21 protein-coding genes and 1 other RNA gene are annotated in these 23,882 nt (G+C 38.1%); 8 read left to right on the top strand and 14 right to left on the bottom strand.

Features of this window, described 5'->3' with window-relative positions; translation table 11 throughout:
• Window positions 1-70 precede the first annotated feature (70 nt).
• Window positions 71-667 (bottom strand): TetR/AcrR family transcriptional regulator, encoded by a 597-nt coding sequence (locus BLS33_RS04045; protein WP_089885509.1) that lies wholly within the window; start codon window positions 665-667, stop codon window positions 71-73.
• Between the two features lie 133 nt (window positions 668-800).
• Complete coding sequence (gene clpB, locus BLS33_RS04040; RefSeq protein ID WP_089885507.1) at window positions 801-3,401, bottom strand: ATP-dependent chaperone ClpB; 2,601 nt, start codon at window positions 3,399-3,401, stop codon at window positions 801-803.
• A gap of 168 nt (window positions 3,402-3,569) precedes the next feature.
• Here clpB and ytxJ point away from each other — a divergent pair, with 168 nt between their 5' ends.
• The gene (gene ytxJ / locus BLS33_RS04035; RefSeq protein ID WP_089885505.1) at window positions 3,570-3,965 is read left to right on the top strand and encodes a bacillithiol system redox-active protein YtxJ; all 396 of its coding nucleotides are present in this window, start codon (window positions 3,570-3,572) and stop codon (window positions 3,963-3,965) included.
• A gap of 4 nt (window positions 3,966-3,969) precedes the next feature.
• Here ytxJ and BLS33_RS04030 read toward each other — a convergent pair whose 3' ends face one another.
• On the bottom strand, window positions 3,970-5,157 hold the full coding sequence (locus tag BLS33_RS04030; RefSeq protein WP_089885503.1) for a hypothetical protein: 1,188 nt from the start codon (window positions 5,155-5,157) through the stop codon (window positions 3,970-3,972).
• Between the two features lie 232 nt (window positions 5,158-5,389).
• A complete protein-coding gene (gene fahA, locus BLS33_RS04025; RefSeq protein ID WP_089885502.1) occupies window positions 5,390-6,685 on the bottom strand; it encodes a fumarylacetoacetase in 1,296 nt (431 codons plus the stop codon).
• A 112-nt stretch (window positions 6,686-6,797) separates the two neighbouring features.
• Between fahA and glyA the strand changes: the two genes are divergently transcribed.
• Window positions 6,798-8,072 carry a serine hydroxymethyltransferase gene (gene glyA / locus BLS33_RS04020; protein ID WP_089885500.1) on the top strand — a complete coding sequence of 425 codons (1,275 nt, stop codon included), beginning with the start codon at window positions 6,798-6,800 and terminating at the stop codon, window positions 8,070-8,072.
• 54 nt (window positions 8,073-8,126) lie between these two features.
• On the opposite strand, the gene BLS33_RS04015 is transcribed toward glyA, so the two are convergent.
• The 8 genes from BLS33_RS04015 to BLS33_RS03985 form a co-directional block, all read right to left on the bottom strand.
• Window positions 8,127-8,783: a hypothetical protein gene (locus BLS33_RS04015; RefSeq protein ID WP_089885498.1), complete on the bottom strand. Its 657-nt coding sequence runs from the start codon at window positions 8,781-8,783 to the stop codon at window positions 8,127-8,129.
• 155 nt (window positions 8,784-8,938) lie between these two features.
• Complete coding sequence (locus BLS33_RS04010) at window positions 8,939-9,607, bottom strand: helix-turn-helix domain-containing protein (protein ID WP_089885497.1); 669 nt, start codon at window positions 9,605-9,607, stop codon at window positions 8,939-8,941.
• A gap of 52 nt (window positions 9,608-9,659) precedes the next feature.
• Entirely contained in the window at window positions 9,660-11,723 is a 2,064-nt protein-coding gene (locus BLS33_RS04005; protein WP_089885495.1) for an ATP-binding protein, read from the bottom strand.
• Window positions 11,724-11,800: 77 nt separating this feature from the next.
• Complete coding sequence (locus tag BLS33_RS24770) at window positions 11,801-11,962, bottom strand: hypothetical protein (RefSeq protein WP_176801314.1); 162 nt, start codon at window positions 11,960-11,962, stop codon at window positions 11,801-11,803.
• Window positions 11,963-12,101: 139 nt separating this feature from the next.
• Window positions 12,102-12,842, bottom strand: coding sequence for a LytR/AlgR family response regulator transcription factor (locus tag BLS33_RS04000; protein WP_317039827.1), 741 nt, complete (start codon window positions 12,840-12,842; stop codon window positions 12,102-12,104).
• Window positions 12,843-12,985: 143 nt separating this feature from the next.
• The gene (locus tag BLS33_RS03995; protein WP_089885491.1) at window positions 12,986-14,509 is read right to left on the bottom strand and encodes a hypothetical protein; all 1,524 of its coding nucleotides are present in this window, start codon (window positions 14,507-14,509) and stop codon (window positions 12,986-12,988) included.
• 54 nt (window positions 14,510-14,563) lie between these two features.
• Window positions 14,564-14,977: an acyl-CoA thioesterase gene (locus tag BLS33_RS03990; RefSeq protein ID WP_089885489.1), complete on the bottom strand. Its 414-nt coding sequence runs from the start codon at window positions 14,975-14,977 to the stop codon at window positions 14,564-14,566.
• A 1-nt stretch (window position 14,978) separates the two neighbouring features.
• On the bottom strand, window positions 14,979-16,019 hold the full coding sequence (locus tag BLS33_RS03985; RefSeq protein ID WP_089885487.1) for a glutaminyl-peptide cyclotransferase: 1,041 nt from the start codon (window positions 16,017-16,019) through the stop codon (window positions 14,979-14,981).
• Window positions 16,020-16,176: 157 nt separating this feature from the next.
• Between BLS33_RS03985 and ffs the strand changes: the two genes are divergently transcribed.
• The 3 genes from ffs (at window position 16,177) to fsa (ending at window position 17,946) form a co-directional block, all read left to right on the top strand.
• Window positions 16,177-16,275, top strand: an RNA gene (gene ffs, locus BLS33_RS03980) — signal recognition particle sRNA small type.
• Window positions 16,276-16,411: 136 nt separating this feature from the next.
• A complete protein-coding gene (locus BLS33_RS03975) occupies window positions 16,412-17,221 on the top strand; it encodes an SDR family oxidoreductase (protein ID WP_089885485.1) in 810 nt (269 codons plus the stop codon).
• Between the two features lie 71 nt (window positions 17,222-17,292).
• On the top strand, window positions 17,293-17,946 hold the full coding sequence (fsa, locus tag BLS33_RS03970) for a fructose-6-phosphate aldolase (RefSeq protein ID WP_089885483.1): 654 nt from the start codon (window positions 17,293-17,295) through the stop codon (window positions 17,944-17,946).
• A gap of 92 nt (window positions 17,947-18,038) precedes the next feature.
• Here the strand turns inward: fsa and BLS33_RS03965 are convergent, their stop codons facing one another.
• Window positions 18,039-19,427 carry a TlpA family protein disulfide reductase gene (locus BLS33_RS03965; protein ID WP_089885481.1) on the bottom strand — a complete coding sequence of 463 codons (1,389 nt, stop codon included), beginning with the start codon at window positions 19,425-19,427 and terminating at the stop codon, window positions 18,039-18,041.
• Between the two features lie 177 nt (window positions 19,428-19,604).
• Between BLS33_RS03965 and BLS33_RS03960 the strand changes: the two genes are divergently transcribed.
• Both BLS33_RS03960 and BLS33_RS03955 read left to right on the top strand, forming a co-directional pair.
• Window positions 19,605-21,233, top strand: a complete 1,629-nt coding sequence (locus BLS33_RS03960) for an ABC-F family ATP-binding cassette domain-containing protein (protein WP_089886224.1) — start codon at window positions 19,605-19,607, stop codon at window positions 21,231-21,233.
• 37 nt (window positions 21,234-21,270) lie between these two features.
• On the top strand, window positions 21,271-22,401 hold the full coding sequence (locus BLS33_RS03955) for a hypothetical protein (RefSeq protein ID WP_089885479.1): 1,131 nt from the start codon (window positions 21,271-21,273) through the stop codon (window positions 22,399-22,401).
• A gap of 20 nt (window positions 22,402-22,421) precedes the next feature.
• Here BLS33_RS03955 and BLS33_RS03950 read toward each other — a convergent pair whose 3' ends face one another.
• Entirely contained in the window at window positions 22,422-23,141 is a 720-nt protein-coding gene (locus BLS33_RS03950) for a hypothetical protein (RefSeq protein WP_089885477.1), read from the bottom strand.
• A 215-nt stretch (window positions 23,142-23,356) separates the two neighbouring features.
• Between BLS33_RS03950 and BLS33_RS03945 the strand changes: the two genes are divergently transcribed.
• Window positions 23,357-23,881: a fasciclin domain-containing protein gene (locus BLS33_RS03945; RefSeq protein ID WP_089886222.1), complete on the top strand. Its 525-nt coding sequence runs from the start codon at window positions 23,357-23,359 to the stop codon at window positions 23,879-23,881.
• Window position 23,882 lies beyond the last annotated feature (1 nt).

Genomic DNA, 23,882 nt, shown 5'->3' with positions numbered 1-23,882 from the left:
AACCCTTATTGACATTTGAAATATCACCTACTTTTTCAATTCAACCCGTAGTTTTGAAAAATAGAAGGACCTATTTTTTTAATTCGCGTTTCATCAGTACCTCAAGATAAGCCACTGTGTTTACCAAGTATTTGCGGTCTTTGGTTATAGTGGCCCCCGCAATCGCACCTTGAATCATGGTATAAAACTGTTTGGCGAACTGTAACGGGGTAACAGGAAGATTAAGTTCGTTGTTTTTGGCCCCATTTTCAAGAACCAATGCAATTTTTCCCTCTATAGTTTTTAAGGTTTCCTTTACTGCTGCCGCCAATAATCGATTATTGTTTTGAGCGTCGACGCCAACGTTCAAAATAGGACAGCCACCCATTTCTAGTGTGAAAACATCGTAGTTTCGATAAAATTTGGTGAGGGCAAATAGCTTGTCCATAGAAGTCCCTTTTGTATCGAGCTGATCATCAATGGCCTTTAGCAGACGTTTGCTGTTATATTCAAAGGCTGAAAGCGCTAGTGCCTCTTTGTTCTCGAAATTGCCGTAAAGGGCACCTTTAGTCAGTCCCGTGGCCTTCGTGAGATCGCTCATACTTGTGCCTACATAGCCAAGTTTATTAAAAATCGGGGCAACAGTCTCAATAATATAGGCGGTAGTTCTTTCGGCTTTGGTAGTCATGAGGATCAATTTTATACGAATATAAAAAATCTATATACTGCATGGTATATATTCTTGATAAAAAAAGGGCATCCAGATTGTGGATGCCCTAAAAAACTAAAAATCTAACTTAATTGAAATCAAAGTAAGGTGTCTATTCGACCAATTCATTTTCGTTTCTGAAGACTAACGCGTCATCGAACGAATCTATTAACACTATACTGTCGGTCTTTAATTTACCGCCCAAGAGTTCTTTTGACAGATTATTCAATACCTCTTTTTGAATAACCCTTTTTATTGGGCGAGCGCCATACATGGGGTCATACCCCTTTTTAGCTAAATATGATACCGCTTCTTCGGTTGCATCAATTGTAATATGCTGCTTTGCGACCACTTTTTTCAATTGGTCTAGTTGCAGTCTTACAATTTGTGTAATATTCTCCATGTTTAATGGCGTAAACATTATAATATCGTCGATACGGTTCAAAAATTCGGGCTTTATAGTCTTTCTCAGTAAACCGAGTACTTCTACCCGGGCTACTTCGGCAGCACCATGAATATCATCGGTATCCTCAAATTTTTCTTGAATGATGTGGCTACCCATGTTACTGGTCATTATAATGATGGTATTCTTGAAATCAGCTACCCGACCTTTATTGTCGGTAAGCCGCCCTTCATCCAATACTTGTAGCAGAATGTTGAAAGCATCAGGATGTGCTTTTTCAATTTCATCTAAAAGTACGACGGAGTAAGGTCTTCTTCTCACCGCTTCGGTCAATTGTCCGCCTTCATCATAACCTACATATCCTGGAGGTGCACCTACCAATCGACTTACGGAATGCCTTTCTTGGTATTCGCTCATATCGATTCTTGTCATGGCATTTTCATCATCGAAAAGATAGGCGGCCAGTGTTTTGGCCAGTTCGGTTTTACCGACCCCTGTAGTACCTAAAAATAAAAAGGAGCCTATTGGGCGTTTGGTATCTTGAAGTCCTGCCCTGCTTCTCCGAATCGCATCCGAGACGGCCTGAATGGCCTCATCTTGACCTACTACCCTTTTGTGTAAAACTTTTTCAAGTTGCAATAATTTCTCCTTTTCACTTTGAAGCATTTTGGTGACCGGTATACCTGTCCATTTGGCTACGACTTCAGCGATATCCTCACTGGTGACTTCTTCCTTAATGAGTGTTCCCGCATTTTGTTGCTGCTCTAGTTCAATTTGAAGCACTTCCAATTTCTCTTGAGCCTCTTTTATTTTTCCATAGCGAAGTTCTGCTACTTGCCCATAATCGCCATTGCGCTCTGCTCTCTCTGCATCCAATTTAAAGTTTTCAATATCCTGTTTTGTTTTTTGAATATTGTCGACTACGGTTTTTTCACTTTCCCATTTGGCAAAGAGTTCGTTTCGTTCTTCTTTGAAATTAGCCAAATCGGCATTCAGGGATTTTAATTTCGCCTGATCGTCTTCTCTTTTGATCGCTTCAATTTCAATCTCCAATTGCATTATTTTACGATCTAGAACATCCAATTCTTCCGGCTTGGAGTTAATTTCCATACGGAGTTTGGCAGCCGCTTCATCCATTAAATCGATGGCCTTATCAGGTAAGAATCGATTGGTAATATAGCGTTGTGAAAGTTCCACTGCCGCAATAACCGCCTCGTCTTTGATTCGTACTTTGTGGTGGGCCTCATATTTTTCTTTGATACCTCTAAGAATCGAGATAGCACTTTCGGTGTCGGGCTCATCGACGACAACCATTTGAAAGCGACGCTCCAAAGCTTTATCCTTTTCAAAATATTTTTGATATTCATCCAAAGTGGTGGCTCCAATAGCGCGCAACTCACCTCGTGCTAGAGCGGGTTTTAAAATATTGGCGGCATCCATGGCACCTTGACCACCACCGGCACCCACTAAAGTATGAATTTCGTCAATGAAGAGTACAATATCGCCATTAGAGGAGGTTACTTCTTTAATTACCGCCTTCAATCTTTCTTCAAACTCCCCTTTGTACTTGGCTCCTGCAATCAAAGCACCCATATCCAAAGAATAAATGACCTTATCCTTTAGGTTTTCAGGAATGTCGCCTTGAATGATGCGATGTGCCAAGCCTTCGGCAATGGCAGTTTTACCTGTACCCGGTTCACCGACCAGTATCGGGTTATTCTTGGTTCTTCGCGAGAGTATTTGAAGAATACGCCGAATTTCCTCATCTCTTCCGATTACGGGATCCAGTTTTCCGCTATCGGCCAGTTTATTTAGGTTTCGGGCATATTTGTCCAATGAATTATAAGTGTCTTCTGCGCTTTGGGAAGTTACTTTTCCTCCCTTTCTTAATTCGTCAATAGCCGATTTCAAATGTTTTTCGGTAACCCCTTGATCTTTTAAAATCTGGGATATCTTGCTTTTAGATTTGAATATAGCCAACAGTAAATGTTCGATGGACACATATTCATCTTCCATCTTTTTAGCAATTATGCTTGCTTCATTCAATGTTTTTCCAGCTTCACGTGAAAGCATAATTTCACCACCTGAGACTTTAGGGAAACTTTCAAGTTCTTTCGTTAAGATTTGCTTAAGCAAGTCAATATTGACATTTAATTTTTTAAGAAGAAAGGGAGTTGCGTTTTCATCGACTTCCCAAATGGCCTTAAAGATATGCTCATTCTCGACTTGTTGGTGGCCCATTTCCTGTGCAAGCTGCTGGGCCTGTTGCAGTGCTTCTTGCGCCTTTGTGGTAAAATTATTAAAGTTCATATATCTTGTTTTAAAGGGTTATTGTTTACTTTTGAAAGAACAAGGTCAACAATCTTACCAAGAACCATGAGTAGACAAAGTGTCATTTATTTTATTTAAAAACAAGACAATTTGACAGCTTGTAAGTACCGTAGGAAACCTTCGACTTATTAGTTTAAAGTTACAAAAATGGGAGTATTTGATAGTTTGTTTGGCAAGAAGAATTTGGATTCTAAAAAGGAAGTGGAATCGGTATCTTGGATACCGCTGGTTTCAGTGGAACAGTTGCCTGAAATCGAGAAAAATTCACATACAAGACTGCAGGTAATCTTCAAGCATTCTACTACTTGCGGTATCAGCCGAATGGTTTTGAACATGTTCAAGCAGAACTACCATTTTTCGGCAAATGAAATGAATCTATATTTTTTAGACCTACACCGCTACCGAGAGGTATCCAATGAGGTCGGATATAAATTTCAGGTTATGCACCAATCCCCACAATTATTGGTTATCAAAGATGGGGTAGTGGTGGCCCATGACTCACATGGCGCCATTACGGATATCGATTTGGGGAAATATTTGTAATCGCTTAGTTAAAACGCTGTTGGGTCATTATCGACTTTATTCGTGATTTCAAATCTTCACCAGCATCATAAACCATTTGTTCATTAGTAGGGAAAGGAATGGCTGCTAGGCCCAATTGTGAAATTAAATTATTTTCTAAAGCCCTTTTATCACCATCGTGCCGGGCATATATGTGCTCAAATTTAAATTCACTGGCCAACGGATACGAATTTACAAGCTGCTGTTTGTTCAGTTCGGTAAAATTCACAACACCTGAGACTTGAGCGGTTTTATATTGGGTAAACTGATAAAAGTTACATTTCACAGTCTTGAACTTGTCTATTTTTATTTTGTTCCCTAGGCTGTCTTTGACTACTTTTCCGTCATTATCAAGGGCATATTCATAGCCGTCTTTGACCTGCTTCTCTTTAATGATCTGTTTCTCACTAATCTGTTCAGGTGATATGTCAATAGCTTTTAAAGAAACTTCCATGGCATAATCGTAATTTATGTTCGGCAACGGATTGTTGTGGTACTCCGTCCATAAGTCATTCAGACCATAGGTGTTGAAGTTTAGTAGCTCTTGTTCTAGTTTGGCTGGTATGATCTGATCCGTGTGATTGGCCATAACGACTTTTACGTAGTCTAATCCTTTGGTGTAGGCTTCCTCCATTCTTTGTTTGGTATTGGAGTATCCAGGATTTATTTTTTCTAGATATTTGAAGTCCTCATAAGCTTTTCTATAATCCTGCTTATGGGTGGCGTTGGTGAGCAAACTTGTAGCATTGGTATATAAATAATTTGAAAGCTCTTGTTTTGCCGAAATAATGTTGTCATCGTAATTCTTGAAATTGAATTGTGCACGTCTATTTTCTTCATAGATATGGAGCGGTAATAGCGGACGAATTTGTTGTTGAATTTGTTTCAAGGCATTATATGAGCTAAAAATAGCTTCATAGTTTGCGGGGTTACCATCTTGCTTTAAAAATGCGATATGCTGTAATTCCCGCTCTTGATTTTTTTTAAATGCCTCTTCCAGTAAGACGATATAGGGTTGGTTCGCTTTTTTTGTCTTGTTGTCTCTTAAATTTTGTAGCGAATTACCGATTGCATTGTTGTAATCTCCAGTATTAATGGCTTCTTGTGTTTTTTTTACGCCACTACAAGCAATTATTAGGAACATGGTTATACATGTGAATGCTAAATTTTTCATAACGATAGGTTTTTTCCTGAGTAAGTTTGGGAGCCAATTTCAAGCGTTGTGCCAAAATGGGCATATTGATAACGAAAAAGGACCAACTATCGTATAGAATCGGTGAAATACCTTTATTTATAGGTTTTAAGAAGTATACAATATCACAGGAAATCGAGAATAGATAAAGATATCTTATCTACATTGACCCTAGTCGGGAATGGAAATTATAGTTTGAATAGTTTGAGAAATGCTATTTTTTCGGTTTTGGTTGAAAAACGGGTAGTAATTTAGACGAAACCTCTCCGAAACCAATTCTCATGCCATTCTTTTCACAATAACCTTTAAGGGTTACGGTATCATTGTCTTCAATAAATTTACGCTGCTGGCCGTTCTTCAGTTTGACTGGTTTGGTGCCCTGCCAAGAAAGCTCCAACATAGAACCATAAGAATCAGGAGTCGGCCCTGAAATTGTACCGCTACCCATTAAATCTCCGCTGTTCACTTTGCAGCCATTTATCGTATGGTGTGCCAACTGCTGGGCCATAGTCCAATACATATACTTGAAATTCGATCTGCTGACCGTGGTCGCTTCACTGTGCTCAGGAGTTATTTCAACTTCCAATTTAATATCAAAGCTATGGTTGCCGTGCTGTTGTTGCAGATAGGGAAGAGGTTGAGGGTCTTGTTTCGGGCTTTCTACTCGAAAAGGTTCTAAAGCCGCCATTGTAATTATCCAAGGAGACATTGAAGATGCGAAATTCTTTGATAAAAATGGTCCTAGCGGTATATATTCCCATTTTTGAATATCTCGCGCACTCCAATCATTGAAGAGCACCATACCAAAAATGTAATCTTCAGCCTCATCGATAGGAATGGGCTCTCCCAAAGCATTGGCATCAGTCGTGATAAACGCCATTTCCAGTTCAAAATCTACCAAATTGGAAGGACCGAAGATTGGCTTTTCCGCACCTTTCGGTAGGGTTTGCCCCATGGGCCTGCGAATGGGTGTACCACTAGTGACGATTGATGAACTTCTTCCGTGATAACCCACCGGGAGATGTGACCAATTGGGTAATAGCGCATTTTCGGGATCTCTAAACATAGAGCCTACGTTCGTAGCATGTTCACGGCTTGAATAGAAATCGGTGTAGTCTCCGATTTGAACGGGTACCTGCATCTCTATTTCTTCCATCGCAAACAATACGATTTTTATATGATCTTCGTTGTTCTGGAGTTCGAAATTGTTAATATCAAAAATGGTGCTAATACGGTTTCGTACCAAATGCCATGTTTTTTTTCCATCCGAAATAAAATCGTTCAAGGTGTCTTGTAAAAAGATATCATCGGTCAACGGAATATCTTTAAAATACCCAAGCTGATGTAATGCCCCGAGATCAATGGCGAAATCCCCAATTCGCGTGCCGATAGTAATGATATCGTCTCTCGTCAGGAAAACACCGAATGGAATGTTCTGAATTGGAAAATCAGATTTTTCAGGCACAGGAAGCCAAGTTTTTTTAGAAGGATCGTTTGGGTTTGGAGCCATATCAAAATTGTTAACTTTTGTTTGATAAATTCTTAATCAAATATATTCTTTTCTTCCAATTAACGATGGGCAATTTGTACTTTTACAGCTTCATTTAACAGAATACTAAGATATGCAGCGTGACAACGAAATTTTTGAACTTATAGAGGCTGAGAAAGAACGCCAAATCAATGGAATAGAGCTTATTGCCTCTGAGAATTTTACTAGCCCCCAAGTAATGGAGGCTGCAGGTTCGGTTCTGACCAACAAATATGCAGAGGGGTACCCCGGGAAACGGTATTACGGAGGATGTGAAGTGGTCGACAAGGTTGAGCAATTGGCCATAGATAGGGCCAAAGAGCTTTTTGGTGCGGCTTATGCAAATGTACAACCGCATTCTGGATCACAGGCAAATGCATCGGTATACCATGCTTGTCTTCAGCCAGGGGATACTATTTTGGGTTTTGATCTATCACACGGTGGACATTTGACCCATGGATCTCCCGTTAATTTTTCAGGACGATTGTATAACCCCGTTTTTTATGGAGTTGATAAAGAAACAGGTGTACTTGATTATGATAAAATACAGGAGATAGCAGAGAAGGAAAAGCCAAAGATGATTATTGCTGGCGCATCTGCATATTCTAGAGATATAGATTTCAAGCGCTTCAGAGAAATTGCAGATAGTGTAGACGCGCTTCTTTTGGCCGATATTTCACACCCGGCAGGGCTTATAGCCAAAGGTATCTTGAACGATCCTATTCCGCATTGTCATGTGGTTACTACAACAACCCATAAAACATTGCGTGGCCCTAGAGGGGGGTTAATATTGATGGGAGAAGATTTTGATAATCCTTTCGGTATTCGTCTAAAAAACGGGAAATTAAGAAAAATGTCGGCATTGTTGGATTTGGCGGTATTTCCTGGTAATCAGGGCGGACCGTTAGAGCATATTATAGCTGCAAAGGCAATTGCTTTTAAAGAAGCCTTATCAGATGAATATCTTGCCTACATGTTGCGGGTGAAAAAAAATGCCTCGGCAATGGCTGCTGCTTTTGTGGCCAAGGGATACAATATTATATCTGGAGGTACCGATAACCATATGATGTTGATTGATCTTCGGAACAAGAATATCTCTGGAAAGGATGCTGAAAAGGCATTGGTGGAAGCTGATATTACGGCTAACAAGAATATGGTTCCCTTTGATGATAAATCACCCTTCGTTACTTCTGGTATTCGGTTTGGTACTGCTGCCATAACAACAAGGGGTCTGGAAGAAAGTGATATGGCTACAATCGTAACGTTTATTGATGAAGTGCTTCAAGATCCTGAAAATGTTGATGGAATAGCGGCTATTCGAAAAAAGGTAAATGCGTTGATGCATGGAAGAGCGTTATTCAACGCTTAAAATTATCAAATTTTGTATGGAAATTTGCCTATTGAATTTTTAGCGTATTTACGTCTAGAGGTTCAATAGGTAAAGTTCTCCACTGACAATGCAGAGATTTTCCAAATCATAAATTACTCCGTCTTCTTCAGAGTCATAATACATGCCCCAAAACTTCAAGAACCCATTTTCGGTATCATTCTTTGCCTCGTCAAATTCATGGGCCAATGAACTATACTTTCCAGCGGTTTCTTCGAAAACCGAAATATAAATTTCATAAGGTATTTCGGTCAACCCTCTAGTGAAGTGCACGTAATGACTTCCAATACTGGCAAAAATGTTCTCAAATTGTTCAGGAATGCTTTGATTGTAGTTCTTTTTAATTATTATGGAAGTGTCTTTCAGATTAATGGAAAACTCTTCAATATCGACAGCGAAATCATTTAATTTACCAAGGGTCCTGACTTCGTTGATCAAAGTTGATTGACCGGATTTGAAATTACCCCAGTTTCCTTTGTTGAAATGATAGAGCACTTCGACTAAACTTAGATTACAATCCATTTCGACAACCAAATTCACCGATTCATTATGGGATGAATATTGACGAAAGGTAATTTCGGAGAAATAGTTTTTCTCTAGACTTTTTCTGAAATCTTCCAATCCATTAATTTGAAAATTCTGGTTGAATTCAAATAGAAGATTGTTTTTTAGGTTATTTAGGTATATTGGCATGCCGAAAATGATTACGCTTAGTTGTAAAATTAACTTTTAAGCATAAATTTTAGGCATAGGAAAACCTTATAAAAACCAAGGTTTGTCTTCAATAATTTGCAAAAATTTTGTATAAACAGATAATAGTAAGAGAAGTATTTATTGAATTGTAAGATTTAGATGAATCCTCTTTTTCTCGCTTCTTCGATTAAGGCAATATCGTTACCGTGCTCTATACCAAAAAGTGATTTCAATTGACGTTTGCGTGCTTCTACCGTTGTGTTTGCCACAGAAAGTATGGGAGCAATATCTTTGGTTCTTGTTCCTATCGATAAATGGTATAGTATTTTTTTGTCTTGTTCATCTACTATTGCGTCATTTGCCAACCTTCTCCTTACTGCTTCAAGGGCACTAGCGGTGTAGTAGGGAGGTCTTGTCGTAACAGTTCTGACCATAGCCTTTAAAGACATTTCATCTATTTCCGACTTTACCATATACCCATCAGGGTTGACCGACTTGAAAACGCTATTGATTCGATAGCTGTCGCTGTATGAAGACATAAAAACTATTTTAGATTCAGGAACTACTTTTCTTGCGAAAACCCCTAAATCTTCCCCACTGCGTGTCTCTTTGGAGTGGTCGGGGAACAATTGCATGTCGAGTAGAATGATATCGTATTTTAAAGAGCGTGCCGACAGGTCTATTTTGTTCCAGCCCGCTTCAAAGCTGTTGGCCATATCGACTTTTATTTCCTTTCCATCAAAATCAAAATCGGTCAATATGTACTTGTAACCTAAAGCGGTCATGGCATGATCGTCCACTGTCAAAATTCTAATTATCTCCATCAGTTACTTTTGCGGTTTATTATGAACCTAAGTAAATCCTCTCGTAGGGAATTTATTTTGTCATTGAATGAAATGCAGTTGGTATTTTCAAAGTAATGGTTGTTCCTTTGTTCAATTCGCTTGAAATATTCCAAGAACCGTTCACTTTGTCGATTCGCGAAGCAATATTTCGCATTCCGATACCTTTTTTTCCTTTACTCTCTTGAAAACCTTTGCCATCATCAATGATTGTGATATCGAGATTACTTTCGTCGACCACAAAATTAAGAAAAACGTTTTGGCAATCAGCGTGTTTAACGGAGTTTTGAAGAATTTCTTGCACCATTCTGTAAGAATTTATTTTTATTTCGCCGCTAAGTGCGTCCCAATCGGTGTTATCGTTGTATTTGAAGTCCATTTTAATTCCGGATGCATCTCCCACATTTTTTAACAGTTCCTTTATAGAGCTAATAAAATTAGGAATTTTTTGATAAGCTGAATGGCTCAATTCATGTGATATGGCCCTCACTTCTCCCTCGACCTCTTTTAGTGCCGCTATGGCAAGGGCCCGTTCGCTCATGGCTTCGGTATCTACTTTTTTATTCAAACCCGTCAATACCATGCGTGCACCTAACATCTTACCTAAAACACCGTCATGCAATTCCTCCGAGATACGTTTTTGTTCCGTTTGTTTGCCTTCTTCCACTTTTTGATTTTGAGAAAGCATGAGACTGAAAATTTCCTGGTTGCTTGCCTGCTGCTGCTGCTGAAATCGTAATTTCTGATTTTTAGCCCGTTGATCGACTATAATATAAATTGCCCCTCCTAAAAGCAATAGTCCCACTGCAATACCTGTCCATATTTGTTTCTCCTTGGTAAGTGTTTCGTTTTCCGCAATAAATTCGTCCGTTTCGAAACGTATACGGGCAAATTTATTACGGGCCTGACGCTCTTCTCGCAAGATACGATCGTTTAGATCAATGTATTGTTTCGTATACATCAATGAACTTTTTGAATCTAATCGTGACAACAATTCCAAGGTTTCCAAAAGACGCTCATTATTGCTGCTGTGCTCTGCAAAATACTTGGCTTTTGTCGCGTGAGCTAAAGCCTGTGCAGTATCTTGTCTACTTAAATAAAGTTCAGCCAAACTATAATGGCTTCCAGTGATACCGGTAATATCTCCAATACTGTCACGAATACGAAATGCCTTTACCAATTCTTGCTCAACGCCTACAGTATCGCCCGACTTTAATCGGTTATAGGCTAAATTATTAAGGGATCTGGCATATAGCTGGGGGTTCGCTTGGCTAAGATTATCGGTTGCCAAAACTTCTTGAAAATAAGGAATCGCCTTTTGATACTCTCCTTTGTCTTTATAAACTACACCAATATTATTAAGTGTAACATATTGGAGTATACTTTTATTATCGACTTTATTGAGGTATTCAAGTGCCTTTTGATGATACTCAATGGCCCGATCATATTCAGATAGATTGTTCGATACGACGGCAAGATTGTTGTAACAACTATAAAGTTCCTTATATTTCTTAAGGGGTTTTAAAATTTCAATCGCATTTATAGTCGTGCTTTCACTACCGGTGTAATCTTTAATATCTTTCTGTACAACGGCCATATTGTAAAGCATTCTTCCTTCATGGTACTTATCGTTCAGTGCCCGATAAACCTGATATGATTCTTCGAAATGAAAATAAGCACTGTCAAGTACGGCATTCTTTTGATAAAACTCGGCAAGATCCCAATGCGCTTCTGCCGAAACTACGGAATCTTTTGCTTTTAGTGCAAGGTCGATAGTTTCTTTATTGGTCTTTCTAAAGAGAAGGGAGTCGCCTAATCGTAAGTAAGCTATTGAAAGTCTGGAGAAGTATTTGACCTTAAGCGAATCATTTTTCGATTGTTTTGCCTTAGTATACGCCTTTTCAAGATATTCATGTCTAATCGCAGGGGTCAACGATAAATCACGGCCTTTTTTGATTTGAGAAAAAATACTATCCCTATATATAGCCCCATCTTCTGTGTTTGATTGTGGAGTACCTCCAATGCAACCTATAAAAATAATAAGTGGAAAAATCTTAACAAGCTGATATTTATGCACTATGGCTATTTTTATTCTCATAAATCAGTACTTACAAGGTATAAAAAAAGCCTTAAAAATTGACTTTAAGGCTTTACTGATTTTATAAAAGTAATGTTTTAGTCCCTTCCGTCGATTGGGGTGTGCTCTTCATCGCCTCCTGCCTTGACATCCAATGTCTCGTATAATGCTTGTGTGTCTTCGGCACTGGAATCTTCTTCACATGAAAATAATCCGAAACTCATTACCACTACTGCGAAAATACTTGCTACTTTTTTCATAATTTTTGTTTTGTTAATGGTTAATATTTAATTACACTGCTAAATTAATACAACATCGCAGTATGACGGAAGTATTTAGATAAACAGTAGTGAGTGCTGTAATTCTGGTAGTAAACAGTAGGTTTCTGTGAGTATTGGTTCAATTTAGTGCAGAAATGGAGTTTTTTGATAGTGTTCCCTTAAGTGTGTCAATATTTTCGCGATATGATTTAGAGAAGGGCAATTTGACTTTTCTAAATTTTAGAGTGCATACAGATCTACCATAATTGATCCTTGATACATAATCCGTATTAAGTATATAACTTTGGTGGATACGGACGAAATTTTTCGGAAGTTGTTGTTCGAAAGTTTTTAACGTTTTAAAAGCATTAATTACCGAACCATCTTTCATAAAGAATTCAGTCGCATTATTATCTGCCTGTAAATAAAGAATATCTTCTGTACTTAAATATTGAAAGTCACTGTAAGATTTCAAACAAAGTGTCTGAGGTTTGGACTCTTTGGGCATATTTTTTTTAAGGCGCAAGAGTGATTTTCTGATATCAAACTCACTGAAAGGCAATAACCAATAGTCGAAGAAACTATTCTTGATCGCTTCATAGGCATGTGTCTTCGTTTTAGAGATACCAATTATTAGCGGAAGATTGGTTATGTATGCATTAAGTTCCATGGCCATTTGGAAATATTCACTGGCTTTCTCATTTAGATTTACAAAAACAATATCAGGAGAAAATTTAAGAATGGAATTCAAACCTTCATCACTATTTCTTGCAACAGAAGCGCATGTAAAATCGCCATATTCTTCCAAATAATGCTGCAATTGCAGATTGGAAGTTGCGTCAGAATCAATAATGGTATAGGTATATTCCATTTTGTGCATTGATATTAAACGCAAATTAGTGATAGTTTATGATAATGGATATTAGGAAAACCTTATAAAAAGTGAGGTTTTCGTTGTCAAATGACTGAAAATCAGTAGTTTTTGAAAGAAAATACTTTCGCAAATAAGAATTTTACTACAAGTTAATTCTCGATGAACAACTCATAGGCGCCAATGTCAGGCGTGGTCGTTCTGTCAATTCCGCGAATATCCAATGGCACATTTAGGGCGCTATTTGCATTTGCTGCCCCATTTGCTGCAGAATTTTCCCCGATAATGAAGTTGTTATTCGCGGGGTCTGAAAAATCAGCATCTAGGTTTAAAAAGATATCCTTATATATAGTGGTATTGCTAAAGTCATAAACGGGATCCGAGGCGGAAATATCATTGTTGTAGGTAATCATACAATTGGTGAAGGAAAAATTGAAAGCCTTATTGCTATCTTTATTTAATAGAAGTTCATTGCTGTTATTGCCGTCGATAATACAATTAATAAAGTCGGCATTCACAAGATTGGCGCTAGCATTCCCAACAAAATTGTCAACTTCAATTGCTGAACCATTTCTAAAACCATATTTCCAGTAGTTTGCAATAGTACAATGGGTGAAGGTATAGCTGCCTCCTAGATTACAGTATAAAGAAGTGCCCCCTGACCCACCTAAAACTACATTTTCTGCCACTATTGCAGCAGTTTTCGCCCAAAGATTGGTATTTGAGCTGTTATAAATTTGGGTATTTTTTAATGTAAGGGTAGGGGTCGGTAATAGCCCGTCACCCTCTGCAAAGAGACCAATGGTAGCATTTTTAATCGATAGGTAATCTATTGTGTTGTCGCTGCTTCCTTTTAATAGGTATATTCCGCCCCATTGTCCAGGGGTATTGCCCAGTTCCGGTTCTAGGCGATCACCTTCGAAAATAATATCGTTTTCCAGCGTTTTTCTGTCGAGACTCAATTCCCCATTAATATGGATGGAAGCATTATCCTGTACCAAAATACCGGAGCCTTGATGAAAATATATGCGAGTGCCCGAATCGATAAGCAGTTCTTTCTGGGACGGAACGGTGGCATACCCATAAACCACATAGGGTTTATCATTGGTGAAATGTAGTTGTTCATCTGATAGTAAAAAGCCTTCAAAATTTATCTCGTTAAAATCAGAGTCGGAACCAAAGGTTATGTTCTCTACAATTCTATCACTCGAAGTGGTCGGATATAGAAAAATGGCATCTTTAACCAATGTAATCAATGGTACTTCTTGGGTCTTACCTTTAGCGTTAAATTGTATGGCATCAGTATGTAGAAATTCTTTTTTGGCGGTATTCGTAATGTCAAAGGTAGTTTCGATGAATATGAATATGCTGTCTTTGGCCAGTATGGGTATGTTCTCGAAATCTTTGCCGGCCACACCATCAACATTTAAGCGGTACATACTGGCTTGACCCTGACCCAAGCTAATTGATGGGATTAAAATATCGTTCTTTGATCGGTTATATACTTTTAAGGAATAGGTGCTGCTTCCGATATTGGTAAAAATAGTATCTAAGAAAACGGTATCTTTCGAAAACTCCAAATTTCCGGTGCTTACTGTGTATTCGAAGTCTTTTCTGCACGAACTCCAAAAGCCAATAAGAATTATGCCGACAATAACAGAACTACAGAATCGCATATGTTTTAACAATTTCGAATAAATTAATTCATGTGCAGAACGAAAAATCTATAGCTATTGGACCTCGGGATTTTCCTTCTTCATAAAAACTTTTTTTATGGTTTCCGAAATCCTTGTAGGCTTCAACGTTTTATTGTTCAACAGGCACCAGGTTGTAACGGAATGCAAGAGAAGCTGGTTCGTTTTTTCAAGGTACATTTCTACTACCCTAGTACTTGTTGCTCCCTTACTTTTGGCGATGTGGGTCTTAATGGTAATTACATCATTAAGTTTTGCTGAATTTTTATAGGTTATATTGTGGTTCATTACTACCCAAATAACCCCTTTCTGCATTTCGGGAGGGGCGGCCGATAGCCAATGTTCTTTTGATATATCTTGTATCCATTGTACATAACGAACGTTGTTCACATGATCTAACTCATCTAGATCATCGGCCATGACCGTTATAGTTTTGTTGTAGGTTTCCATTTTATTTTTTTAAGATCTTAATCTCAAAAAGTTTGTCCCAATTTTTTCCTGTGACAAAAAATGTATTTCGTACTTTGTGATAAGCTACACCGTTCAGTACATCAAGAGCTTCGTGTTGGGTAACCTGTTTTTTTAATCCCCCAAAGTTCACCACACCCTCGATAGCTCCACTTTCAGCATCAATAATCATCATGCTTTCTTTTTGGTAAACGTTGGCGTATAATTTGCCATCAACAAATTCTAATTCATTGGCCCTGTTGAAAATCGACTTATTGGTTACCGTTTCAATGTGGCCTTCCTCTTTTAATGTTTCAGGGTTTAAGAACCAGATTTTTTCGGTTCCATCGCTTTTGAACAATTTTGTACCATCATTGGTAAGTCCCCATCCTTCTTTACTTTCTCCATATTGAAAGTTATCTAACTTTTTAAGGTTTTTCAAGTCGTATATAAAACCAATTTTGCTGCGCCAGGTCAACATATAGATTTTATTGTTCAGAATGGTTATCCCTTCCCCAAAATAAGTATTGTCCAAATCTATTTGTTGTAAAACTTTACCGGTATTGTAGTCAACCTTTCGAAGTGATGATTTTCCTTTTTTACCGGTACTTTCATAAAGCGTGTCGTTATGGAATTCAAGACCCTGAGTGTATGCGTTTATGTCGTGCGGATATTCCTTAATAATCTCATAGGTGTAGATTTCGGGAGCCGTTGCGGCGAGAATTTGAATTTTCTCGGATACTTCAACGGAAGTTTCTTCATAATCTACCTTGGCCGTCAAAATTTTACTGCCCAATGTAGGCATAGTCAACTTGACCTTGTCATTGGTTACGGGAAGCTGTTGGCCGTCAATGGAGTATTCAACCTTATTGATGAGCTTATTCTTTTTATTGCTAAGACCAATAGTTATGGTCTCGTTTTGTTGAAACTGTGTTTTATTTCCTTCAAGTTGAATCGTGAAAAGAGATGAGGCATCTTTATTGCCGCCGCAAGCCATAAATAGTACTAATAGGCTACCGAAAATAAGATGTTTAAATGTATTCATGTCTATGCGTTTTATGTTCTGAACCGCAATCAGGACTTTGTTTATGTGAAAAAAAGTTTGATGTCTTTTAAGAGATGCTTAAAACGGGGCAAGTTAATTCATAAAATTATGAATGTAAAACAATTGCCAGAGATTTAAAAGATTGTATATTTGTGGTCGGCAAGTCCTACACGACCAGCTCCTGTAGAATCCCCCAGGGTGGGAACACAGCAAGGGTATATAGTCGTAGCGGTGCGATGTAGGTAGCTTGCCTTTTTTTGTGCCCTAAATTCTGCAATCAAGTGAGCAATAGGTTTAAGTAAACGACCTATTCGTGAATTCTTCTAATTACACTGAAGTCCCTTGTATTAATCTGCTGGTTACTTGATTTTATTTTTTAATTTGTAGCTATTATGAAAGCAAAAGTGGTTCTTATATCCGGTGGATCATCTGGAATAGGAAAATCAATAGGACAATTTCTAAAATCTAAAGGTTTTGTGGTTTACGGTACCACCAGAAGCCCAGAAAAGTATGCCGATTTTGAGCATTTCAAACTTGTAAAAATGGACGTCCGCGATTTAGAGAGTATTCGCATGGCCGTAGAATATATCGTGAAGGCCGAGGGTAGATTAGATGTACTGGTGAATAATGCAGGTATCGGTATCACAGGGCCAATAGAAGAGACGCCCCATGAAGAGATTGTTGGTGTCTTTAATACGAATTTTCATGGATATCTCAACACGGCAAAAGCCGTTTTGCCGGTTATGCGAGAGCAGAATGCGGGACTAATTATAAATATTACTTCCATTGCGGGGTATATGGGCTTGCCTTACAGAGGCATATACTCGGCTACAAAAGGAGCTGTGGAGTTGGTAACGGAAGCATTGCGCATGGAAACCAAAGATTTTGGGGTGCACATCACCAATTTGGCTCCCGGGGATTTTGCTACCGACATTGCATCGGGCCGATATCATGCTCCTGTTTTAGAAGGTTCTCCATACAAGACGGCATATGAGCAGACTTTGCGACAAATAGATGAAGGGGTGGAGCAAGGTCAAGACCCTATAAAGGTAGCCCATAAAGTGTTTTCGATTATCAATACCGATAAGCCCAAGGTTCACTATAAAGTAGGATCTTTTATGCAGCGTTTCTCTTTAATATTGAAAAAAATATTGCCCGATAAAGTATACGAGAAACTATTGTTGAACCATTATAAGTTGTAATTTTGACGTTTGTCAAACTTCTGACAGCATAATGTTTTAAATTTTTTTAATCATATTTAACCCAATACGAAATGAAATTTTTTATAGATACTGCCAATTTAGATCAAATAAAAGAAGCACAAGAATTAGGTGTGCTTGACGGTGTAACGACCAACCCGTCTTTAATGGCAAAGGAAGGCATTACAGGAAGAAATAATATTTTAAAGCACTACGTCGATATTTGTAATATTGTTGAAGGCGATGTTTCTGCCGAGGTTATTGCTACCACTTTTAATGAGATGATAAAAGAAGGCGAAGAGCTAGCCGAACTTCATGATCAAATTGTGGTTAAAATACCTATGATAAAAGATGGTGTTAAAGCCTTAAAATATTTCTCTGATAAAGGTATTCGAACCAATTGTACCCTAGTATTTTCTCCAGGGCAGGCTTTATTGGCTGCCAAGGCAGGCGCAACTTATGTTTCTCCCTTTATAGGAAGACTAGATGACATCTCTACCGATGGCTTGAACCTTATTGCCGAAATTCGATTGATTTATGATAACTACGGTTTTGAAACTCAAATTTTAGCCGCATCAGTACGCCACACCATGCATATTATAGATTGTGCAAAATTAGGTGCAGATGTAATGACCGGGGCATTATCTTCAATTGAAGGTCTCCTTAAGCATCCGTTAACCGATTCAGGTTTAGAGAAATTCTTGGCCGATTACAAGAAAGGAAATTAAGAAATCTGATTTTCTAAAAAGGAAAGTTATATAAAAACCCTAGGATGTTTACATCTTGGGGTTTTTTCATGATTACAATTGAATGTTTACGTTTAGAATGATGCGTACATATTTGAAAATGCATCTACTATAACTGCATCATTGGTGATGATGCATTTGTTCAGAGGATAAATGATAAGCGACTTGGTTACCTCTTCAAAATTTCCGGTACGATATTGATTGGCCTTGTCGAGACCAGACGTTTCTACCAAACCTTTCCATTTGGTTTCATCGGTCTTGATATTAATACCCACAAAAGTGTATTCCGGTTTATGTTCGGAAAGCTCGTCTACACGTTTGACCATATTTTCAAAATGTCTCCTATCATTGCCTGTCCAAAAGTAAAAAACTGCTTTCTTATTTTTTGAAATGTCTTGAAGGGAAACTGTTTTGCCCTGCGTATCGGAAACCATCACAGCGGGAATTTTTTTGTTGGGTTGAATGCTCAATATACTTTGGTAAAGCGCATCTATTTCGCCAATGTGTTTATTGTTTTCCGATAAGTCGTGAATCTTTTCAATGAACACCTTGTTATTTTCTTCACTGTCGTGTGCTTTTAAGAGGTACTCAAAGGCTACGGTTCTGAACAAATTATCTTTTAGTTCCTTGTTGCTTTCGACAATGCTATCAATCAGACCTAATTTATGCTGGTTATAATGCAACTTGTTTTTAATGACATTGTCTTTTATAACACATTTATGGGAGCAATTCATGTAGGTCAGGTTCCCAAAATGGTTTATCATAAAGTTGTAGTACGGTTTCAGATAGGTTAGGTTTTCATTGTTGAAATCTAAATCTTTTCTGTAGGCGTAAAATGTATCGGGAAGTTCTTCTATCTCTTTTTGTTGTGTATATTTTCTATGTCTAAAAGGATATTTTTCTTTGTACGCGTAATAAGTATAGTCCACCGTTGCCCTAGCTACTTCATTGGCCCTGTCCGACAACTTAGATTCAGAGATTAAGGCTTCCAAATTACTAAGTTTCTCATTTCTTAGGGAATCTATTCGTTTACTGAACTCATTTTGATTCAGAGCAAAATAGGACGAATAAATGGTCTTTTCCTCCGTCTCGTAAGACAAGTATAGATCCAGAAGAAAATTATTGATTTCTTCACCTTTTCCGGAAAACACCAAAGACTCATCAAAATCGACCGTATTCAAACGTACCATCAAACTGTCACCCCCTTCGAGATATACATATTGATATTCCGGTGCATGACTGAAATGGTAAAGCCCTTCCGGGATGGAGTCAAAGGAAAAAGAAAATCGGTTGCGATCGTCGATTTTTGCGGAATCAATAACGGCGTCATTCTTGAAAAGAACAACATATTCGCTACTGGGATTTATAATCTCTCCGGCAAAAAAAACTTTGGAAGAATCTTTTTTTCCATCATTACAACCGGTCAACCCAACAATGAACAGATAAAGTAAAATTCTTAGCATACGCGAACGTCTCTCTATGTGACCAACAAAATTAATAAACCCCTCTTCCCAACGCTGTTAATAGGGAGTTAAATGTTAGGGAGTTACGTTAATACTTTAAAAACAAAACGGTTCGTATATAATTGGTTTCCGCCATTATATTTCTTTATTTTTGCACGAAATTTAAAAGAAAAATTTATGTTGTCCGTTTCAAATTTATCAGTGCAATTTGGAAAAAGAGTCTTGTTTGATGAAGTTAATACTGTCTTTACACAAGGCAATTGCTACGGAGTCATTGGTGCAAACGGTGCCGGTAAGTCGACATTTTTGAAAATACTATCGGGTCAAATAGATCCAACATCGGGTCACGTGCATTTAGAGCCGGGCAAACGTATGTCGATTTTAGAACAGAACCACAATGCTTATGATGAGTTTACCGTTCTAGAAACAGTGGTAATGGGCAACAAACCGTTATTTTCAATCAAAAAAGAGATAGATCAACTCTACGCCGATTACACAGATGAGAACGCAGATAAGATAGGAGAGCTACAAGTTCGGTTCGAAGAGATGAACGGGTGGAACGCCGAGAGTGATGCGGCCGCACTTTTATCTAATTTGGGAATTTCAGAAGATTTCCATTATACGCTCATGGCCGATATGGACTCTAAGCTAAAAGTACGTGTCTTGTTGGCGCAAGCTTTATTCGGAAGTCCTGATGTGTTGATTATGGATGAACCTACCAACGACTTGGATTACGAGACTATAAATTGGTTAGAGAACTTTTTGGCCGATTACGAGAATACGGTAATCGTAGTATCGCATGACCGTCACTTTCTAGATGCCGTATGTACGCACATATCGGATATCGATTTTGGAAAAATGAACCAATACTCCGGTAATTACACATTCTGGTATGAGAGTAGCCAATTAGCTGCACGCCAAAGAGCACAACAAAATAAAAAGTCGGAGGAAAAGGCAAAAGAATTGCAAGAGTTTATCATGCGTTTTAGCGCCAATGTCGCGAAGAGCAAACAAGCTACTTCTCGAAAAAAGATGCTATCAAAGTTGAAGGTAGAAGATATCAAACCTTCAAGCCGACGCTATCCTGCAATAATCTTTGAACGGGAAAGGGAAGCTGGCGATCAAATTTTAAATGTTGAAGGTTTGGCGGCTTCATCGGAAGATGGTGATTTGCTTTTCCAAGATATCAACATCAACCTCGCAAAAGGGGATAAGGTGGCCATAATTTCAAAAGACTCAAGAGCTACTACAGCTTTTTATGAAGTCATCAATGGAAACAAAAAGGCCGATAAAGGTTCGTATCAATGGGGAATCACAACGAATCAGTCTTATTTGCCAGCCGATAATTCAGATTTTTTCACTGATGACATCAACTTGGTCGATTGGTTGCGCCAATGGGCAAAAACCGAAGAAGAGCGGGAAGAGGTTTATGTACGTGGATTTCTTGGAAAAATGTTGTTTAGTGGAGAGGAAGCATTGAAAAAATGTAGAGTGTTGTCCGGAGGTGAAAAAGTACGCTGCATGTTGAGTAGAATGATGATGCTAAGGGCCAATGTGCTTATGTTGGATGAGCCTACGAATCACTTAGATTTGGAGAGTATCACCGCTTTTAACAATTCACTTAAAAACTTTAAGGGAACAGTACTGTTTACAACCCATGACCATGAGTTTGCACAAACAGTTGCCGATCGAATTATCGAGTTGACTCCAAAAGGCAACATTGATAGATATTTGACGTTTGATGAATATATGTCTGACAAGGCAATTAAAGAACAACGTGAAAAGATGTACGCAGTAACTGCGTAAATTTTTTAGATTAAAGAATAACCCAAATTCTTACATTATGAAAACCTACAGCATGATTTGCGCCGTACTGGCGTTGGTGGTCGTTGGTTGTAATACATCTGACGAAATCCCCGGATTCGAAGAAGAAAAAACTGTTCAATCAGATTATAATTTGATATTGAACACTAACGGCATATTGTCTACCCAGCACTTAAATGCTGATGCCGATAGTATGGATTTCAATCCAGACGAAGCAGATGCATTCATCGATGTAGCATTGCCCGAACTAACGTATCGTAATGAAGATGTCTTAGGATTTTATCACGAGCAAATTGATTGCAGTGGAAAAGTTACGCTTCATGACTTTAAGGAGGATACATCAAATGAGATTACTGTTTTTGGCGATATATCAGATTGTAATACGTTGACAGTAACCGGTTTTACACATACCTCGAGTACGGTGTATTTGTCATATGTAATTGAAGTAAACTCTAAGAATAAAACTTATTTTGTTAGGGCGATTGATATAACAGCAGGAGAGGAAAACTTTGTGGATATTGAATTGAGCAAGAATCCTCTTCAGATGGTATTCACAAATAATCGAGTCTTTGTACTTACGTTCGATGAAAAGGAGACGAATGAGAATGGGCTTGTAACTATTGATATCAACGCGAACACCATTATCAATGAAATGAATTTGGGTTATGATGCCCGGCAACTGTTTGTTGATGTCAATAAAGACGTAATTATCGGCTACGATAGTCTTCACACAATATTGAACAGTAAAACGTTTGTCTTGACCTATGTAAACTACGAGGACGGGAAAGAGCCTAACTTTGCAACATCTAAGGCAACTTTTTTTAATTCCAATGGGAATTTATATTATGGGCGACCTACCACGGACAGTGTATTTCCGAGTATACCTGCCATTTATGATTTTGGACAGCGGACGGTTTATTTATACTATTATGAAAATTTCTTGACCGAGGCACAAATGCAGTTTGAATATGAAATTGCAAATACCACCATGGTGAGCTATGATAATAGCAACGGTTTATTGTTGGTAGGTTACAGTAAGGCCACGGGCGCCGGCAAGGGTGGACTCTTACGAATAAAAGTTGCTCCTGAGCCCGAACTTATTGATAATATAAATCTTGATGGCGTGCCCTATGCCATTTATATTAAGTAAAATTTGTTACGAAAGGCCTATTAGGATTTTAAATACTTATTACTCCATATGGCCGGGTTGAAATTTTTTCCATGCGCAACCCCGTAGAAAATGATAACTGCGGCAATCGATTTAAAAACAAAGAAATAAATAATGAAGAACTGCGCACTGTTGCTCGTTCTCGAAAATAGGCCTTGAGGAATTAATAGACTCAATAAATAGCTCGCTAAGACCACTATTAGTGTCAAATTAACCATACTCTTGAATGGCCACATAAGCAATTTACGAAGGGGGTGTAAATCGTTTCCCCATTTATGCACCAAGTAATAATAACCATTGCCTATAGGGGCAAATAACAAAGGGTCATCTTTATCCTTAAGCTTAAAAAGCTTGGACGGTGCAATTATTTTAAGCCCTTGAAGTTCGATATGGTGTATTTTTTCTAAATGCTTTATTTTAGATATTGCTTCCAAAGGCATATCACCTTTAAAGTATCTTGCATCTAGAAACCGCAAGCGATAGTTGATACAGATTTCCTTAATCTGACTGATATGATAGATTTTACTTGTTTCGAGCAAATCAAGATTAAACGGGTTCGATATATCCTGTCCTGGAATTTTAAGATTTTCCCTGATTCGAGATTCCTTTTCCTCATCTTTCTTTAAAATAAGATAGACCTGTTCTAGAATTTTATCGGGATCTCCAGACTTAGCTTTGGCTCGCGAAAGTTTTTCTTCAATATTCGTTTTTTTTAACCGCATAGCACTATTCTCCTTTCCTTAGTATCTCAAATTTAGACAATTTCAAGACCAAATGATTTCTGAAAAATCCTAACAAAATGTTAATTAAAAGTTAATTGATGATGGCAGTTACGGGTGAAATGAAACGAAATTGATTATTGTTGTATCTTGTCGATAGTTTCCTGTCGTTCATCGATCGTGGACTGGCAATAATGACATTCACCATAAAGAATCAAATGCGCGCTATAATTTTGATATTCCTTTTTGTTACGACTATTTCCGTTGCACAAGATTCGATGGATCCCAATCATTCGATTTTTGAGAATACTGAAAGTTCAGAAAACTATAAGACATTATCTGCAGTCATGAAAGCTTCCGATTTAGACGTAGTTCTCGGTCAAAACGGTCCCTTCACTGTTTTTGCGCCCTCTGATGTGGCTTTTGAAAAAAAGATAACAAGTTCGAAAATGACCGAACTTTTAAAATCTGAGAATAAAAAAGATCTTCATGACTTGATGGCCTACCATATCGTGGCCGGGAATCTCACAGCCTCTAAAATACTTCAAGCACTATGCAGCGGTAAGGGAAAGGCAAGTTTTACGACCGTTCAGGGCGACGAAATTATGGCTACAATGAATGGTTTAGATATTGTATTGACCGATGGTAGTGGAAATACTGCAAAAATTATTAGTGCCGATGCAAATCAATCCAATGGTGTTATTCATGAAATTGATGGCGTTATCTTGCCAAGAAAAATTTGAT

Origin of the sequence: Kriegella aquimaris (assembly GCF_900103215.1) — a bacterium.
Lineage (GTDB): Bacteria > Bacteroidota > Bacteroidia > Flavobacteriales > Flavobacteriaceae > Kriegella > Kriegella aquimaris.
Note: the sequence above shows the minus strand (reverse complement) of the source record. Positions and strands in the feature narration are given on the sequence as shown.